A 289-nucleotide genomic window follows, 5' to 3' on the forward strand; every position below is an offset into this window, starting at 1 on the left:
CGCGACTCAAAATGGTGCTGCTGCTGGTGTGGCTAACACAGTAGTTAACCAAGCTGACCAAACAGCTATTCAAGATATCACCAAATTTAAGAATGGTGCTTCCTGCTCTGGTAGCTACAACGCTCAAATTTCTGGTCAAAACTTGGAACAAAACGGTGCTGCTGTTGGTACTGCTAACACCGTTGCTAACGTTGGTAGCCAAGCTGCTCTACAACAAGCTACCGAAATTGCTAACGGTTACCACAACTGCTACTAAGTTCTACTGAAGCTAAAGGGATGATGCTACACA

1 protein-coding gene is annotated in these 289 nt (G+C 45.0%); it reads left to right on the forward strand.

All coding sequences use genetic code 11. From position 1 onward, the window contains the following. The coding region (locus UYI_RS0131540) for a hypothetical protein (protein ID WP_016870665.1) at positions 1–256 on the forward strand (256 nt) is incomplete at its 5' end. Positions 257–289 lie beyond the last annotated feature (33 nt).

Origin of the sequence: Fischerella muscicola PCC 7414, from assembly GCF_000317205.1 — a bacterium.
Lineage (GTDB): Bacteria > Cyanobacteriota > Cyanobacteriia > Cyanobacteriales > Nostocaceae > Fischerella > Fischerella muscicola.